The 15,065-nt window shown below is 72.1% G+C and carries 15 protein-coding genes; 5 read left to right on the forward strand and 10 right to left on the reverse strand.

Annotation, left to right across the window (positions count from 1 at the left end):
• Positions 1-4 precede the first annotated feature (4 nt).
• The 3 genes from GHR20_RS09485 to GHR20_RS09495 form a co-directional block, all read right to left on the reverse strand.
• Entirely contained in the window at positions 5-301 is a 297-nt protein-coding gene (locus GHR20_RS09485; protein WP_037654155.1) for a DUF4193 domain-containing protein, read from the reverse strand.
• Positions 302-703: 402 nt separating this feature from the next.
• Positions 704-1,951, reverse strand: coding sequence for a HAMP domain-containing sensor histidine kinase (locus GHR20_RS09490; protein ID WP_148026218.1), 1,248 nt, complete (start codon positions 1,949-1,951; stop codon positions 704-706).
• Between the two features lie 6 nt (positions 1,952-1,957).
• Positions 1,958-2,611 (reverse strand): response regulator transcription factor, encoded by a 654-nt coding sequence (locus tag GHR20_RS09495; protein ID WP_111580853.1) that lies wholly within the window; start codon positions 2,609-2,611, stop codon positions 1,958-1,960.
• 415 nt (positions 2,612-3,026) lie between these two features.
• Here GHR20_RS09495 and GHR20_RS36745 point away from each other — a divergent pair, with 415 nt between their 5' ends.
• Positions 3,027-3,200, forward strand: coding sequence for a hypothetical protein (locus GHR20_RS36745; RefSeq protein WP_164932606.1), 174 nt, complete (start codon positions 3,027-3,029; stop codon positions 3,198-3,200).
• A gap of 113 nt (positions 3,201-3,313) precedes the next feature.
• Here GHR20_RS36745 and GHR20_RS09500 read toward each other — a convergent pair whose 3' ends face one another.
• Complete coding sequence (locus tag GHR20_RS09500; protein ID WP_153812929.1) at positions 3,314-4,129, reverse strand: inositol monophosphatase family protein; 816 nt, start codon at positions 4,127-4,129, stop codon at positions 3,314-3,316.
• Positions 4,130-4,137: 8 nt separating this feature from the next.
• On the reverse strand, positions 4,138-5,265 hold the full coding sequence (locus tag GHR20_RS09505) for a ferrochelatase (RefSeq protein WP_153812930.1): 1,128 nt from the start codon (positions 5,263-5,265) through the stop codon (positions 4,138-4,140).
• 173 nt (positions 5,266-5,438) lie between these two features.
• On the opposite strand from GHR20_RS09505, the gene GHR20_RS09510 reads away from it, so the two are divergent.
• Together GHR20_RS09510 and GHR20_RS09515 are read left to right on the forward strand one after the other, a co-directional pair.
• A complete protein-coding gene (locus GHR20_RS09510; RefSeq protein ID WP_153812931.1) occupies positions 5,439-6,695 on the forward strand; it encodes an MFS transporter in 1,257 nt (418 codons plus the stop codon).
• Positions 6,643-7,974: a D-arabinono-1,4-lactone oxidase gene (locus GHR20_RS09515; protein WP_153812932.1), complete on the forward strand. Its 1,332-nt coding sequence runs from the start codon at positions 6,643-6,645 to the stop codon at positions 7,972-7,974. The genes GHR20_RS09510 and GHR20_RS09515 overlap by 53 nt, the downstream gene beginning before the upstream one ends.
• On the opposite strand, the gene GHR20_RS09520 is transcribed toward GHR20_RS09515, so the two are convergent.
• Entirely contained in the window at positions 7,898-8,665 is a 768-nt protein-coding gene (locus GHR20_RS09520; RefSeq protein WP_153812933.1) for a hypothetical protein, read from the reverse strand. The genes GHR20_RS09515 and GHR20_RS09520 overlap by 77 nt on opposite strands.
• A gap of 480 nt (positions 8,666-9,145) precedes the next feature.
• Between GHR20_RS09520 and sepH the strand changes: the two genes are divergently transcribed.
• Positions 9,146-10,192 (forward strand): septation protein SepH, encoded by a 1,047-nt coding sequence (sepH, locus tag GHR20_RS09525; RefSeq protein WP_111580847.1) that lies wholly within the window; start codon positions 9,146-9,148, stop codon positions 10,190-10,192.
• A gap of 88 nt (positions 10,193-10,280) precedes the next feature.
• Here the strand turns inward: sepH and GHR20_RS09530 are convergent, their stop codons facing one another.
• The gene (locus GHR20_RS09530) at positions 10,281-11,132 is read right to left on the reverse strand and encodes a sulfurtransferase (protein ID WP_153812934.1); all 852 of its coding nucleotides are present in this window, start codon (positions 11,130-11,132) and stop codon (positions 10,281-10,283) included.
• 335 nt (positions 11,133-11,467) lie between these two features.
• Here GHR20_RS09530 and GHR20_RS09535 point away from each other — a divergent pair, with 335 nt between their 5' ends.
• The gene (locus tag GHR20_RS09535) at positions 11,468-12,259 is read left to right on the forward strand and encodes a VOC family protein (protein ID WP_153812935.1); all 792 of its coding nucleotides are present in this window, start codon (positions 11,468-11,470) and stop codon (positions 12,257-12,259) included.
• Between the two features lie 37 nt (positions 12,260-12,296).
• Here the strand turns inward: GHR20_RS09535 and GHR20_RS09540 are convergent, their stop codons facing one another.
• Genes GHR20_RS09540 through GHR20_RS09550 form a run of 3 tightly spaced genes read right to left on the reverse strand, consistent with a single transcriptional unit; the run spans position 12,297 to position 14,787 of the window.
• Positions 12,297-12,947, reverse strand: coding sequence for a thymidine kinase (locus tag GHR20_RS09540; RefSeq protein WP_085566940.1), 651 nt, complete (start codon positions 12,945-12,947; stop codon positions 12,297-12,299).
• 53 nt (positions 12,948-13,000) lie between these two features.
• Positions 13,001-14,191, reverse strand: a complete 1,191-nt coding sequence (locus tag GHR20_RS09545; protein ID WP_111580844.1) for a nucleotide pyrophosphatase/phosphodiesterase family protein — start codon at positions 14,189-14,191, stop codon at positions 13,001-13,003.
• Positions 14,191-14,787, reverse strand: a complete 597-nt coding sequence (locus GHR20_RS09550) for a DUF5998 family protein (protein WP_181515921.1) — start codon at positions 14,785-14,787, stop codon at positions 14,191-14,193. The genes GHR20_RS09545 and GHR20_RS09550 overlap by 1 nt, the downstream gene beginning before the upstream one ends.
• Between the last annotated feature and the right edge of the window lie 278 nt (positions 14,788-15,065).

The raw sequence follows: 15,065 nt of genomic DNA on the forward strand, positions 1-15,065 counted from the left end.
GTCCTCAGTCGCAGTCGCGGCAGATCGGCTGACCGTTCTTCTCGCGGGCCAGCTGGCTGCGGTGGTGGACCAGGAAGCAGCTCATGCAGGTGAACTCGTCCTGCTGCTTCGGCAGCACCCGGACGGCCAGCTCCTCGTTCGAGAGGTCCGCTCCGGGCAGTTCCAGGCCCTCGGCGGCCTCGAACTCGTCGACGTCCACCGCGGAGGTGGTCTTGTCGTTCCGCCGGGCCTTCAGCTCTTCCAAGCTGTCCGAGTCGACGTCATCGTCTGTCTTGCGTGGAGTGTCGTAGTCGGTTGCCATATCGCTCTCCCCCTCTGGGTGTCTGCGGTGTCTCCAGCGCACGTAACGCGTGAGAGGCCGGACTTGTGCCCGACCTGAGGCGGAGATTTTGCCTCACATCAAGGGCTGTTACTCAATCGACACCCAACCCGATCTCTCAAGAGTGATCGGCTTGGATGGCGGTGAGGACCGTACACGCTTCGAATACCGCACCTCAAAGGCGCCTCATCGTGTACTTCCCGTGATCAAGAGCCCTGAAAACCAGGACTTTTCAGGCTTTCTGCCCTCTGTCATGATCACTGACCGTACATGGCCGGAAATCCGCCCATGTGATCGATCACACAAACAGAAGCCCATTCAGCCCCTGGAAAATTCCGCGTGAAGCGAACATCTCCCGCGTGTGTCGACAGAATGGGCGGTGGATCACAGCGGAAGTGTCACACGCATGACGAGCCCACCGCCCTCGCGGGGTCGCGCCGCGATGTGCCCGCCGTGCGCCCTGGCCACGGAGCGCACGATGGACAGGCCGAGGCCGACGCCCTTGTCGCTGCCCGTGCGCTCGGTGCGCAGTCGCCTGAAGGGCTCGAAGAGGTTGTCGATCTCGTACGCCGGCACCACCGGACCGGTGTTCGAGACGGTGAGCACGGCCTGTCCGTGCTGGACCTCGGTGTCCACCTCGACCCAGCCCCCCTCCGCCACGTTGTACCGCACGGCGTTCTGTACGAGGTTCAGCGCGATGCGCTCCATGAGCACACCGTTGCCCTGGACCACGGCCGGTGCGCGCTCGCCGCGGATCTCGACGCCCTTGGCCTCCGCCTCGGAGCGCACCTGGTCGATGGCCTGGCCCGCCACCTCGGCCAGGTCGACCGGTTTGCGCTCCACGATCTGGTTGTCGCTGCGGGCGAGCAGCAGCAGGCCCTCGACCAGCTGCTCGCTGCGCTCGTTGGTGGCCAGCAGCGTCTTGCCGAGCTGCTGGAGCTCCACCGGCGCGCCCGGGTCGGAGAGGTGCACCTCCAGGAGGGTGCGGTTGATCGCGAGCGGGGTGCGCAGTTCGTGCGAGGCGTTGCCGACGAAGCGCTGCTGGGCGGTGAAGGCCCGCTGGAGGCGCTCCAGCATCTCGTCGAAGGTGTCCGCCAGCTCCTTGAGCTCGTCGTCCGGGCCGTCCAGCTCGATCCGGCGGGACAGGTCGGAGCCGGCCACCGCGCGGGCGGTGCGGGTGATCCGGCCGAGCGGGGACAGCACCCGGCCGGCCATCGCGTAACCGAACGCGAAGGCGATCACGGCGAGGCCGAGCAGGGCCAGCAGCGAGCGGCTGAGCAGGTTGTCCAGGGCCACCTGGCGCTGGTGGTCGACGCACTGGCTGATCGTGTTGTTGAAGTCCGCCAGCGGCAGGCTGGTGGTGTTGATCGCGGGGCAGTTGTCGCTGGAGACCTTCAGCTCCTGGAAGCTGACGATCTTGAACAGCGGCTGGTTGCCGGTGCTGATGGCCTGCGCGGCGAGCAGGTAGATGATCGACAGCAGCAGGATGCCGGCGATCAGGAACATGCCGCCGTACAGCAGCGTGAGCCGTATGCGGATCGTGGGCCGCAGCCAGGGGAAGGGCGCCTGGGGGCGCTGGGGGTCCCAGGTGGGCTTCGGGGGCGCCTGCGGGGGCGCGGGGGTCGAGGCCACGGGCGATCAGATCCGGTAGCCGGAGCCGGGCACGGTGACGATCACGGGAGGCTCGCCCAGTTTGCGGCGCAGGGTCATGACCGTCACCCGGACCACGTTGGTGAACGGGTCGGTGTTCTCGTCCCATGCCTTCTCCAGCAGCTGCTCGGCCGAGACGACCGCGCCCTCGCTGCGCATCAGCACCTCGAGGACCGCGAACTCCTTGGGCGCGAGCTGCACCTCCTTGCCGTCGCGGAAGACCTCGCGGCGGTTGGGGTCCAGCTTGATGCCGGCGCGCTCCAGGACCGGCGGCAGGGGCATGCTGGTGCGGCGGCCGAGGGCGCGCACACGGGCGATCAGCTCGCTGAACGCGAACGGCTTGGGCAGATAGTCGTCGGCACCGATCTCCAGGCCCTCGACCCGGTCGCTGACGTCACCGGAGGCGGTGAGCATCAGCACCCGGGTGGGCATGCCCAGCTCGACGATCTTGCGGCAGACGTCGTCGCCGTGCACGAGCGGGAGGTCGCGGTCGAGGACGACCACGTCGTAGTCGTTGACGCCGATGCGCTCCAGGGCGGCCGCACCGTCGTACACGACGTCGACGGCCATGGCCTCCCGGCGCAGTCCGGTGGCCACCGCATCGGCGAGCAACTGCTCGTCCTCGACGACGAGTACGCGCACGTCCCTTGTCCTTCCTGTGTCCACCCGCGTAGCGCTCCGGGGCGCCGGCGCGGGCAGGGGTGTTCGTGGAGTGTGACCTCCATCCTGCCCTTTTCGGCCATAAGTCGGCTGTAAGCGGGGTCCGGCGGCGAGAACGGGCGCTCCTGGCGCGGAATACGAGATTTTCCGCACCGGCGAGGTTTCCCGGAACGGGAGCGGGGGGAGGACGGGTTTACACCCCGCGATCACGCTCTGCATGTGCCGCAGCACCATGCGGTACCCCGCGATCCGCTTGCGCAGGGCGGGCGCGGGTGTCCGGCACCGTAGCCGCGCCCGGCCCGGGCGCGCCGGGCACCCGCGGGAGACGTGATCGTCCTTTCTCACCCGGCACACCCCCGTGCCACCGACCCACCGACCCTGGACGAGGGGGCGCAGCATGGACGCTTTCACCGCAGGACTTCTCCAGCGCATAAAGACGACCGAGTCCGACCTGTCGCGGGCCCGCGACGAGGGCGACGACTTCCTCGTGGAGGTGGAGCAGGCAGAGCTGGACGACCTGCGCCGCCTCGCCGCCGAACACGGTGTGGAGGTCGGCGCGACCCGCGTCTGATCCACCCGAGCGCACCGGCGCGACACCAGCACGCGAAGGGACCCCGGCGAATCCAGCGCCGGGGTCCCTTCGCGTCGTCCGGGGGCGATCCCTCCGGCCCGCCCGGGCGGGCGTCAGTCGTGCCAGGCCCCGAAGTCCTCCAGCAGCCCCTGGAGGGGCTCGAAGACGCCCGGGGTCCCCGCCAGCGTCAGATCCCGTGACGGGCCCTGTGCGGGCCGCCCACCGGTCAGCGCGCCCGCTTCACGGGCGATGAGGTCCCCCGCGGCGTAGTCCCACGGGTTCAGCCCGCGCTCGTAGTAGCCGTCGAGCCGGCCGCAGGCCACGTCGCACAGGTCGATGGCCGCGGAGCCGCCCCGCCGGATGTCCCTGACCAGCGGGATGAGCCGGGCGGCCACCTCGGCCTGGTGGGCGCGCACCTCGGTGACATAGTTGAAGCCGGTGGAGACCAGCGCCTGGTCCAGCGGGGGCGCGGGGCGGCAGGCGAGCGCCCGCTCGCCCTCCCACGCGCCGGTGACCCAGGCGCCGCCGCCGCGTACCGCGTGGTACGTCTCGCCGCGCAGGGGGGCCGCGACCACTCCGGCGACGGTCTCGCCGTCCTGCTCTGCGGCGATGGACACCGCCCAGGTCGGCAGGCCGTAGAGATAGTTCACGGTGCCGTCGAGCGGGTCGATCACCCAGCGCACGCCACTGGTCCCGGCGGCGGAGGCGCCCTCCTCGCCGAGGAAGCCGTCGTCGGGGCGCTCCCCGGAGATCAGGTCGGTGATCAGTTTCTCGGCCGCGATGTCCATCTCGGTGACGACGTCGATCGGGCTGGACTTGGTCCGTGCCACGGCGAGATCGGCCGGGCGGCCGTCCCGCAGCAGCTCGCCGGCGCGGCGGGCGGCCTCCTGGGCCAGCCGCAGCAGGTCCCGGTGCAGGGCCTCGGTCACGGGTCTCCTCACGCGTAGGGGCTGTCGGCGCCCGCGGCGGCCGGGCGGGGCGCCCGGGACGGGCAGCAGCCGACGGGGCATACGTTGTGGCTCGCACCCAGGGTGCCCAGGGCGCAGGGAGTGATGTCCTGGCCGCGCTCGGCGGCGGCGCGCTCCAGGACCAGCTCGCGCACGGCGGCCGCGAACCGGGGGTCGGCGCCCACGGTGGCCGAGCGGCGCACCGGCAGGCCCAGCTCCTCGGCCTTGGCGGTGGCCTCCGTGTCGAGGTCGTACAGGACCTCCATGTGGTCGGAGACGAAGCCGATGGGGGCCATGACGACCGCCGGGACGCCGGCCGCGTGCCGCTCCTCGAGGTGGTCGCAGATGTCGGGCTCCAGCCACGGGATGTGCGGGGCGCCGGAGCGGGACTGGTAGACGAGGCGCCAGGGGTGGTCCACGCCGGTGCGCTCGCGGACGGCGTCGGCGATCAGCTGGGCCACCTCCAGGTGCTCCTCGACGTAGGCGCCGCCCTCGCCGTGGGCCTCGACCGGGCCGGAGGTGTCGGCGGCGGCCGTGGGGATGGAGTGGGTGCTGAAGGCGATGTGGGCGCCGTCGCGGACGTCCTCGGGGAGGTCGGCGAGGGAACGCAGCACGCCGTCGGTCATCGGCTCGACGAAGCCGGGGTGGTTGAAGTAGTGCCGCAGCTTGTCGACCCGCGGCGGCTCCAGGCCCTCCGCCTCGAGGGTGGCCAGCGCGTCGGCGAGGTTCTCGCGGTACTGACGGCAGCCCGAGTAGGAGGCGTAGGCACTGGTGGCGAGGACCAGGACGCGGCGGCGGCCGTCGGCGGCCATCTCGCGCAGGGTGTCGGTCAGGTACGGCGCCCAGTTGCGGTTGCCCCAGTAGACCGGCAGGTCCAGACCGTGCCCGGCGAAGTCCTCGCGCAGGGCCTTCAGGAGGGCCCGGTTCTGGCCGTTGATGGGGCTGACCCCGCCGAACCGGAAGTAGTGCTTGCCGACTTCCTTCAGGCGTTCCTTCGGGATGCCGCGCCCGCGTGTGACGTTCTCCAGGAACGGGACCACGTCGTCGGGGCCCTCGGGGCCGCCGAAGGAGAGCAGGAGCAGGGCGTCGTACGGAGTGGCATCGAGCGCGTCTGGCATGTCTCGATCCTGCCATCCGGCACCGACGGCCCGGCAACCGCAGGATGAAGAGTCTGGATCAAGCGGGTTCATACCGAAATTTCCCCAGCCGAAACCGAGTGTACTTAGGGTCACCTAACTCGTAAGCTGTATCCACCGCATTCGCGCCTTACCGGAACCGCCTCGGAGACCACGTGCCCAGCCCCTACAAAGCCCTCTTCGACGCACCCGGCACCAGGGCCTTCTCGGCCGCGGGGCTCCTCGGCCGGATGCCGCTGTCCATGATGGGCATCGGCGTGGTCACGATGATCTCCCAGCTCACCGGGCGCTACGGGCTCGCGGGCGCGCTGTCGGCCACCATCGCGCTGTCCGCCGCCGTGCTCGGACCGCAGGTCTCCCGGCTGGTGGACCGGCACGGGCAGAGCCGGGTGCTGCGCCCCGCGACCCTGGTGGCGCTCGCCGCGGCCGCCGGGCTGCTGCTCGCCGCGCACTTCCGGTGGCCGGACTGGGTGCTGTTCGTCTGCGCCGCCGGGATCGGCGCGGTGCCGAGCCTCGGCGCGATGATCCGGGCGCGCTGGGCCACCCTGTACCGGGGCACGCCCCAGCTGCACACCGCCTACTCGTTCGAGTCGGTCATGGACGAGATCTGCTTCGTCTTCGGGCCGATCATCTCCATCGGCCTGTGCACGGTCTGGTTCCCGGAGGCGGGTCCGCTGCTCGCCGCCGTCTTCCTGGCGGCCGGGGTCTGCTGGCTGACCGCCCTGCGCGCCACCGAACCCGCGCCGCACCCCCGCGAGCAGCACGGCGCGGAGGGCCGCACCGCGCTGCGCTCGAAGGGGCTCCAGGTGCTGGTGGCGACCTTCGTGGCGACCGGCGCGATCTTCGGCTCGGTGGACGTGGTCACGGTCGCCTTCGCCGACGAACGCGGCCACAAGGGCACCGCGAGCGTGGTGCTCGCCCTGTACGCGGCCGGCTCCTGCGCGGCCGGCGCGGTCTTCGGGCTGCTGCGGCCGGCCGGGGCCGCGGAACGCCGCTGGCTGCTGGGCGTGGCCGCCATGGCCGTGAGTATGATCCCCCTCCTACTGGTCGGAAACCTGCCGCTTCTGGCCGTGGCGCTGTTCGTTGCGGGGCTGTCCATCGCACCGACGATGATCACGACGATGTCCCTCATCGAAGAGCACGTACCTCGCGCGCAGCTCACCGAGGGCATGACCTGGGTGAGCACCGGCCTCGCGGTCGGCGTGGCGCTCGGTTCCTCGCTGGCCGGCTCGGTGATCGACGCCGCCGGGGCGCGCGCCGGGTACGGGGTCCCGGTGCTCTCCGGGGCCGTCGCGGTCGTGGTCGGTTTCCTCGGATACCGCCGGCTGCGCAGGCCGGCCGCGGGTCGGGGAGGAACCGTTGAGCAGCACAGCGAGCGGGAAGACGAGCGGCGCGAACAGCACTTGGCGTAACTGGGGCGGGAACGTCACGGCCCGGCCCGCCCGGCAGGTGGCACCGGTCTCGGTGGCGGAGCTGGCCGAGGCGGTGCGCCGGGCACGGGAGGACGGGCTGCCGGTGAAGGCGGTCGGCACCGGGCACTCCTTCACATCGATCGCGGCCACCGACGGAGTATTGATACGCCCTCAACTGTTGACGGGCATACGCACCATCGACCGGGACTCCATGACGGTCACGGTCGAGGCGGGCACCCCGCTCAAGCGACTCAACGCGGTGCTGGCGCGCGAGGGTCTGTCGCTCACCAACATGGGCGACATCATGGAGCAGACGGTCTCCGGGGCCACCAGCACCGGCACCCATGGCACCGGCCGCGACTCCGCCTCCCTCGCCGCCCAGATCACGGGCCTCGAACTCGTCACGGCGGACGGCTCGGTGCTCACCTGCTCCGCGACGGAGAACCCCGAGGTCTTCGCCGCCGCCCGCCTCGGGCTCGGCGCGCTCGGCATCGTCACCGCGCTCACCTTCGCCGTGGAGCCGCTGTTCCTGCTGACCGCGCGCGAGGAGCCGATGCCGCTGGACCGGGTGCTCGCCGAGTTCGATCAACTCTGGGCGGAGAACGAGCACTTCGAGTTCTACTGGTTCCCGCACACCGGGAACACCAACACCAAGCGCAACAACCGCAGCGCGGGCCCCGAGCAGCCCGTCGGGCAGCTGGCCGGGTGGTTCGAGGACGAGTTCCTCTCCAACGGCCTCTTCCAGGTGACCCAGTGGGCCGGCCGGGCCGCGCCCGCGAGCATCCCCGGGATCGCGAAGATCTCCAGCAGGGTGCTCTCCGCGCGGACGTACACCGACATCCCTTACAAGGTCTTCACCTCGCCGCGCCGGGTGCGCTTCATGGAGATGGAGTACGCCGTTCCGCGCGCGGCCCTGGTGGAGACGCTGCGCGAGCTGAAGGCGATGGTCGAGCGCTCGGGGCTGCGCGTCAGCTTCCCGGTGGAGGTGCGCACCGCCCCGGCCGACGACATCACCCTGTCCACGGCGTCGGGCCGGGACAGCGCCTACATCGCCGTCCACATGTACCGGGGCACGCCGTACCAGTCGTACTTCACCGCCGCCGAGCGAATCTTCACCGCGCACGAGGGGCGGCCGCACTGGGGGAAGGTGCACACCCGGGACGCGGAGTACTTCGCGCGGGTGTATCCGCGGTTCGCCGAGTTCACGGCGTTGCGGGATCGTCTCGACCCGGATCGGCTGTTCCGGAACGACTACTTGCGGAGGGTGCTGGGGTCGTAGGCGTCCCGGCGGAACCGCTGGGCGTGGGGTCCGGGGTGGCCTGGTCTCCGCCGGTCTCCCCGTCCGGCGAGCCGCTCGGGGAGGGCGTCGGGGAGTCCGTCGCACCGCTGCCGGAGCCGGGGTCCGCGCTCGGACCGGGGTCCGGACCCGTGCCGGGGGTGGTGCCGCCGTCCGACGGGGCGCCGTCACCCGGGGAGGTGTGGGAGGGAGGCTGACCGGGGTCATCCGTTCGGTGGACGGAGGATTTCCGGCCGCCGACCGCGTCGCCGACCGTCGTGCCGGATCCGCCGCTGAAGCTGCTGCCGGACACGAGTTCGTACGTCGTGATGCCGCCCATGGTCACCCCGAACACGAGAGCGGCCGCGATCACCGGCCGCCGCCAGCTCTTGACCCGCGCGCGGTAGACGGTGCCCGCGGAGAACTCGCCCTCGGCGGGCGGACCCGGCAGCGGGGAACCGGCGCCCGGCGTCTTGGCCACCCGCAACTGCTCCCCCGTGCGCCGGAAGAAGTGCTGGAAGAGGGTGCCGCCGCAGGTGGCGATCACGCTGACGACACCGGCGCCGAGGATCGTGCCGTACACGCCGAAGGAGGAGGCCATCTTCGCCGCGATGACGGCCGCCAGGGCGCTGCCCGCCACCTGCGGGACGTTCAGGTCGATCCGCTTCCGCTCCGCATCGGGTGTTTCGCGCATACCCGGAACTTGCCTGCCTTTCCCGTACTTGATCGACATCGGGGTACCGACTGCACGAGATAGGGACGTATGCGCGAAACCATTAGTTCCGTTTCTGCGGATTGCGTGAACTTCGCCACGTTCATGATCCACAAAACCGGTTGCGCAGGGCTCGAACGCGCCCCTTGCCAGAAGTTGGGCGGCGCGCCAATCCACGCACGTGGCCCGAATGGAGTACTGTTGCGAGCCCTGGGTCCGGCCTCCCACCTGGGTGTCCGCGGCCGCCAAGGACCGCCGGGAGGGGGCTAGTTGCGCAGGGTGACGGACTTTGTCACTGAGCGTGGCGAACTGGTTACCGTGCCATAACGGCGTTCCAGGGCGCGTGCCCGACACGCCGGGCAACTCGGCAAGGTTGTGGCAGGCTGCACCCGGGCAGGCCACACTCGACTAGCGGAAGCAGCGACGCACGTGACGTCGGCAGGCACCACCCGGGAGGTCCCCATGCCCGAACTGCGTGTCGTGGCCGTCTCGAATGACGGCACACGGCTGGTGCTGAAGGCTGCCGACGCAACGGAGTACACGCTTCCGATCGACGAGCGGCTGCGTGCCGCCGTGCGCGGCGACCGGCCACGCCTCGGCCAGATCGAGATCGAGGTCGAGAGCCATCTGCGCCCCCGTGACATCCAGGCGCGGATACGAGCCGGTGCCACGGCGGAAGAGGTCGCCCAGCTCGCGGGCATCCCCGTCGACCGGGTGCGGCGCTTCGAGGGTCCGGTGCTGGCCGAACGCGCCTTCATGGCCGAACGCGCCCGCAAGACCCCGGTCCGCCGCCCCGGCGAGAACTCGGGCCCGCTGCTCGGCGAGGCCGTCCAGGAACGGCTGTTGCTGCGCGGCGCCGAGAAGGACACCGTGCAGTGGGACTCCTGGCGCCGCGACGACGGCACCTGGGAGGTGCTGCTCGTCTACCTGGTCGCCGGCGAACCGCACTCGGCGAGCTGGACGTACGACCCGCCCCGGCGGCTGGTGCAGGCCGTGGACGGCGAGGCGCGCTCGCTGATCGGCGAGTCCGACGATCTCGCCGTACCGGAGCCGAGCTTCCCGTTCGTCCCGCGCATCGCCCGGCTGCCGCGCGAGCGCTCGATGGACCGCGCCCTCGACCGGCAGACCGAGCGGGAGCGGCCGAGCCTGCCCGCGCAGTCGGCCGAGCCCGCCGAGGAGACCGCGGGTGAACGGGACTCGCTGACCAGCCTGTTGGAGGCGGTGCCGTCCTTCCGCGGCGACATGGTGGTGCCGGAGCGCGACCCGGAGACCCCGGACGAGCCCGACGAGGAGGCGGCCGCCCTGGAGGAGCCGCCGGCGACCGCCGCCTCGGCCGGCTCGGCCTACGCGGACGTCCTCATGCCCCGCTCGGTGGCCAGCCACCGCGACCGGCTGACCGGCGCCACGGACCGCCAGGCCGAGGCCGACGGGGTCCGCCCCGGACGCCGCGCGGCCGTCCCGAGCTGGGACGAGATCGTGTTCGGCACCCGGCGCAAGAAGCAGGAGTAGACCGTCGTACGACGCCAAGAGGGGCGGAACACCCAGGTGTTCCGCCCCTCTTGGGCTGCCGTGAGCGCTCCGGGGTGGGCGCCGGCCGCTACTGGGGGTCGGCGCCCACCGCCACCGGCCGGGACGGGTCGGCGGACCACTCCGACCACGAACCCACGTACAGGGCCGCCGGGATGCCCGCCACGGCGAGCGCCAGCACCTCATGGGCGCCGGACACGCCCGAGCCGCAGTAGACGCCCACCGGCGCGTCCGAGGAGACGCCGAGGGCCTTGAAGCGGTCCTTCAGCTCCACGGCGGGCAGGAAGCGGCCGTCGGGGCCCACGTTCTCCGTCGTCGGCGCCGAGACCGCGCCGGGGATGTGCCCGCCGACCCGGTCCACGGGCTCCACCTCGCCCCGGTACCGCTCCCCCGCGCGAGCGTCCAGCAGCACACCCGTACGGGCGAGTTCGGCGGCCCCGTCCGCGTCCAGCAGGCCCGCCGCGTCCGCTGCGGGCACGAAGTCGCCCTCGGCCGGAACGGGCACCCGGGTGGACAACTCCCCCGTCCAGGACGGCAACCCGCCGTCGAGGACACGCACGTCCGGGTGACCCGTCCAGCGCAGCATCCACCAGGTGCGCGCGGCGGCCCACCCCTGCCCGCCGTCGTAGACGACGACCGGACGGCTCGCCGACACGCCCGCGCGGCGCATCGCGGCGCCGAACTCCGCGAGGTCCGGCAGCGGATGGCGACCGTGCCCGCCCGGGGCCCCCGCCAGCTCCCGGTCCAGGTCGACGAAGACCGCGCCGGGGATGTGCCCGGCCGCGTGCTCGGCCCGGCCGTCGAAGGGCGGGGCGCCCGCCGCCTTCGCCAGGCTCAACTGCCAGCGCACGTCGAGCAGGACCGGCGGCGCCTCGCCGGCGAGCGCCTCGGCGAGTTCGGGTGCGGTGATGATGACTGTCATGCCGCCATGCATACGCCAGGGGTAGCCGTGGCGTCCAGGGAGGGCTACTCTGCTCGGCCGGGCAGGTTCGGTCACGATCCGTAGGGGATCGGGCACATGCCGTACATCCGGCGGACATCAGTCGGACATCGTCAGGAAGCGGCGAAAGACGTCAGCCCGGGCATTCTTCCGGAACACACCACCGAACCGGCGGCGCGGCGGCAGCACAGGGGCGCGCAACCGTGGAAGATGCCGTCACACCGGTAGGGGCGTACGCGCCGGCGGCGTGCACACACCTGCCGGAGGAGCGGAAGCGACACGGCCACCGCACAAGGCGGCCGAGGAGAGAGTGATCGATGACCGAGGCACGGGAGTCGGCCGGTCCGCAGGCGCTGCGCGCGCCCGGCACACCCTGCTGGGTGAGTCTGATGGCGCACCGGCTCACCGCCACCGAGGAGTTCTACGGGGAGCTGTTCGGCTGGGAGTTCCGGCCGGGCCCCCAGCAGCTCGGTCCGTATGTGCGGGCGTTGCTCGACGGGCGCGAGGTGGCCGGCATGGGCCAGCTGCCGCCGGAGAACCGGCTGCCGATCGCCTGGACGCCCTATCTCGCCTCGGACGACGTGGACCGCACGGCGGAGGCGGTACGGCTGTGCGGCGGCACGGTGGCGGTCGGCCCGCTGGACGCGGCCGAGGCCGGGCGGCTGGCCATCGCGGCAGATCCCTCGGGCGCGGTGTTCGGCATCTGGCAGACGCCCGCGCATCTGGCCCCGGTGATCACCGGGGTGCCGGGCACGCCCGCGTGGAACGAGCTGCTCACGTTCGAGACGGAGAGCGTCGCCAAGTTCTACGCGAGTGTGTTCGGGTACGAGGCGGAGCCGGTGGTGGCCGCCGGGTTCGACTATGTGACCCTGCGCGTCGGCGGGCGCCCGGTGGCCGGGCTGCACGGCGTGGGCCATGGGCTGCCCCGGGACCGGGGGCCGTACTGGGGGACCTATTTCGAGGTGGCCGACACGGCGGAGACGCTGCGTCAGGTGACGGGCCTGGGCGGCCGGATCGTCCGCCCGGCCCGTGACGGCGCGCACGGACGGGTGGCCACGGTGGCGGACCCGGAGGGCGCGGTGTTCTCGGTGGTCCAGGATCCGCACTGAGCGCGTGGGGGGACCGGCGCGCGGGCCCCTGGCCGGCTCAGGAGGACGAGACGGGCAGCACGTCCGGGGACAGGGCCGCCGCGCGGGCCGTCGCGGCGGTCATCCGGCGCCGGTGGTGGCGGCGGCACAGCACCTCGTAACCGACCTCGCCCGCCGCCTGGTTGACGTCCCCGACGACGACCTGGGCGCCCTCGACCACCATCTCGCCGCCGACCGTACGGGCGTTGTGCGTGGCGCGGGCGCCGCACCAGCACAGCGCCTCCACCTGGAGCACCTCGACCCGGTCGGCCAGCTCCACGAGGCGCTGGGAGCCGGGGAAGAGCTTGGAGCGGAAGTCGGTGGTGATGCCGAAGGCGAAGACGTCCACGCCGAGGTCGTCCACCACGCGGGCCAGCTGGTCGATCTGCACGGGCGCGAGGAACTGCGCCTCGTCCGCGATCACATAGTCGATCCGGCCGCCCTGCGAGAGGTGGTCCACGATGTACACATAGAGGTCCTGGGCGTCGGCGACCTCCACCGCGTCGGTGACCAGGCCGAGGCGCGAGGACAGCTTGCCCGCGCCCGCGCGGTCGTTGCGGGTGAATATCATCCCGGCGAGGCCCCGCGCGGAGCGGTTGTGCTCGATCTGCAGAGCCAGCGTCGACTTCCCGCAGTCCATCGTTCCGGAGAAGAACACCAGCTCGGGCATGAGGGGTTGAGCACCTTTCGGCGAGGGGACGGAACAGCGGGCGGGGGCAGCGGTCAGGAGCGTACTTCGAGCAGCGGGACCAGCTGCTCCACGGGAGTCATCGAACCGTGGTTGCCCACCAGCGCGGACTCCTTGGGCTCCCGCTCGGAGGCGATGATCAGGACGTCGTCGCAGGCGGCCGCGATCACGTCGCCGAGCCGGGCGTACACCCGTTCGTCCACGTGCGGGCCGAACCAGCCGGCCTCGATCGCCTCGTCACGCGAGGCCACCCAGAACTGCTCGCCGAGCACCTCGCGCCAGCAGGTCAGTACGTCGTTCGCGGCGCCCGGCACGGCGTACACATGGCGGGCCCGGCCCTCGCCGCCCAGCAGGGCGACCCCGGCGCTCAGTTCCCAGTCCGTGTCGAAGTCGAAGCGGTGCTCCTCGTCGAACGGCACGTCGATCATGCCGTGGTCGGCGGTGACGTAGAGCGCGCTGCGCGGGGGCAGTTGCTCGGCGAGGCGCTGGGCGAGCCGGTCGACGTACATCAGCTGGCCGCGCCAGGTGTCGGAGGCGACGCCGTAGCGGTGGCCCGCGCCGTCGAGTTCGGCGTAGTACGTGTACACCAGCGCGCGGTCACCGGCGGCCAGTTGCGCGGCCGCGAGATCCATCCGCTCCTCGCCGGACAGCCTGCCGTGGAAGCTGCCGCCGCTGAGCGCGACCTTGGTGAGCGGGGTGTGCTGAAACGTGGGCGAGGAGACCTGGGCGGCGTGCACCCCGGCGTCATGGGCCAGCTGGAACACCGTGGGGTACGGCTGCCAGCGGCGCGGGTCCGTGAACGGCTGCCAGCGGAGCTGGTTCATCAGCGCGCCGGTGGCCGGGTCGCGGACGGTGTAGCCCGGCAGGCCGTGGGCGCCGGGGGGCAGGCCGGTGCCGACGGAGGCGAGGGAGGTCGCGGTGGTCGCCGGGTAGCCCGCGGTGAGGGGCCGCCCGGTGCCGCCGCGCGAGCTGCCGAGCAGCGAGTTGAGGAAGGGCGCCTCGTCGGGGTGGGCGCGCAGCTGCTCCCAGCCGAGGCCGTCGACCAGGAAGACACAGGCGCGGTCGACCGGGGCCAGCTCCGTGATCGCGGCGGTCATGCCGGGGACGCCCATCCCGGCGGCGAGCGTGGGGAGCAGGTCGGCGAGGGAGCCGGTGCCGTACTCGGGCAGCGGGGCGGTGGCCAGGGCGAGGGGCTCCGGGTGGTCCCAGGCGGAGAGCTGGGACATCAGCGGTCGAGGTCCGCGGTCGCCTCGGAGAGGGCCTGCGCGAAGGTGAGCGCCTCGCGCACCGTCTCGGGGCCGTCCCCCGCCTCGCTGACGCGCAGGCTGAGGTCGTCCGCCGTGGAGTTGCCCGTATAGCCGTGGTCGGCGTCGCAGTTGGGGTCGCCGCAGGCGGCGGGCTCCAGGTCGATGCGGCTGACCGCGCCCCAGCCGATGGTCAGTACGACCTCGCGGGGCAGGGTGCCCGGGGTGTACTGCTCGGGGTTGGCGACTACCCGGCTGACCACCACGGAGGAGATCCGGCCGAGCTTCACCGACTCGGTGGAGGTGGTGGCGTACGGCGTCGGGGAGGTGCTGTCGGCGGCCTGCTCGTCGGTGTGGCTGACGATGAAGCGGTGGGCGGTGAGGACCAGGACGGTCACATGGCGGCGCACCTCGTTCTGGTCGAACGTGGTCTCCTGGTGGACCAGGTACGACCGGATGGGCTCGCCGCCCACGGCAGCCTCCACCGCCTCGGCCACGAGGGCCGGGTAGTAGCCGCTGCGCTCGATCGCCGCTCGCAGCCCCTGGGTCGTCGTACTGGTCTTGGCCATGGCGTCCATCCTAGTCGTTGGACAGGGGCACTCCGGGCCAACGGGGCGTGCCGCGGGCCGGGGGTCCGGGCGCGTCGGGGGCGCCGGAACCAGGGGCCGGCGGGTCAGGTGGCCGCGTGTTCCCGGGACCAGCCCATGCCTGATCTCCACCCGCTCGGCGGCGACCAGGCAGGACACGGGTTCGAATCCACCGGCGCCGTCCCGGACGGCGGGCGAGCGGGGCACCGGGGCGGGTGCGACGAAGGCCACTTCTCGGGGAGCCGCCGCCCGGCGATCTCCATGGGGCG

It is taken from the genome of Streptomyces sp. SUK 48 (assembly GCF_009650765.1).
GTDB lineage: Bacteria > Actinomycetota > Actinomycetes > Streptomycetales > Streptomycetaceae > Streptomyces.

Coding starts and splice junctions, on each gene's coding strand:
- GHR20_RS09485 (WP_037654155.1), bottom strand. CDS start 301: ATGGCAACCGACTACGACACTCCACGCAAGACAGACGATGACGTCGAC.
- GHR20_RS36745 (WP_164932606.1), top strand. CDS start 3,027: ATGGACGCTTTCACCGCAGGACTTCTCCAGCGCATAAAGACGACCGAG.
- GHR20_RS09505 (WP_153812930.1), bottom strand. CDS start 5,265: ATGCCAGACGCGCTCGATGCCACTCCGTACGACGCCCTGCTCCTGCTC.
- GHR20_RS09520 (WP_153812933.1), bottom strand. CDS start 8,665: ATGCGCGAAACACCCGATGCGGAGCGGAAGCGGATCGACCTGAACGTC.
- sepH (WP_111580847.1), top strand. CDS start 9,146: ATGCCCGAACTGCGTGTCGTGGCCGTCTCGAATGACGGCACACGGCTG.
- GHR20_RS09530 (WP_153812934.1), bottom strand. CDS start 11,132: ATGACAGTCATCATCACCGCACCCGAACTCGCCGAGGCGCTCGCCGGC.
- GHR20_RS09535 (WP_153812935.1), top strand. CDS start 11,468: ATGACCGAGGCACGGGAGTCGGCCGGTCCGCAGGCGCTGCGCGCGCCC.
- GHR20_RS09540 (WP_085566940.1), bottom strand. CDS start 12,947: ATGCCCGAGCTGGTGTTCTTCTCCGGAACGATGGACTGCGGGAAGTCG.
- GHR20_RS09545 (WP_111580844.1), bottom strand. CDS start 14,191: ATGTCCCAGCTCTCCGCCTGGGACCACCCGGAGCCCCTCGCCCTGGCC.
- GHR20_RS09550 (WP_181515921.1), bottom strand. CDS start 14,787: ATGGACGCCATGGCCAAGACCAGTACGACGACCCAGGGGCTGCGAGCG.